This is a genomic window from Faecalibacillus intestinalis (assembly GCF_003024685.1).
Lineage (GTDB): Bacteria > Bacillota_I > Bacilli_A > Erysipelotrichales > Coprobacillaceae > Faecalibacillus > Faecalibacillus intestinalis.
The window spans coordinates 1-707 of sequence record NZ_PYLQ01000052.1 but is presented as its reverse complement, the minus strand read 5'-3'; the positions used below and the strand labels follow the sequence as shown (position 1 = coordinate 707).

Below are 707 nucleotides of genomic sequence, written 5' to 3'. Positions count from 1 at the left end.
AACATCGTTACAAGATACTGTTAAAAACCAAAAATAACATAGACAATGAAACGTTCAAGTATGATAAGATAATGGAATGTCATGTAACTGAAAACATGATACTTGAAACTTTACTAAGCTTTGATGGTGAACTTAGACAGGCCTATAATGCCAAAGAAGAATATTTGATATTCGATCAAGTTTCAAAAGAAGAAGTCAATAATTCTAATAAAAGAAAGGAACTCAATGCAGTAATTAAAAAATTCAAACATACACATGTGGAAGAAAGTATAAGTGTTGCGGTGACGCTTGAACATTGGAAAGAAGAAATACTCAACTCTTTTACATGGATAAATGACAGACGTATATCTAATGGACCATGTGAAGGTAAAAACAATTATGTAAAGAAGATCTTATCCAATGCAAATGGTATGTCCAATTTTCAACGTGCAAGAAACAGAATCCTATATTCTCAAAATAAATATGAAACTTACACAATGAATGAACATACAGACAGAATAAAACGTATAGGAAATCCTAGAGGAACCTACAAAAAATAAAATAAAAATAGAAAACAAATAAAAGGAGGAACACCAGGACCAGACATCATCCTAATTTTCCTCTTAAAAAAGCACTGAATATTTTAGAGGGGATACTGATTTCACATCAATATCCCCCTTAATAATTTAGAGCGAATTTCGCTAAAGCACTCGATTATTTAGAGCGCC

The 707-nt window shown here is 31.4% G+C and carries 1 protein-coding gene; it reads left to right on the top strand.

Going from position 1 to position 707, the window contains the following annotated elements:
* Positions 1-539: transposase (locus C7U54_RS14435; protein WP_146137647.1), on the top strand; the 539-nt coding region annotated here is incomplete at its 5' end.
* Positions 540-707: the final 168 nt, after the last annotated feature.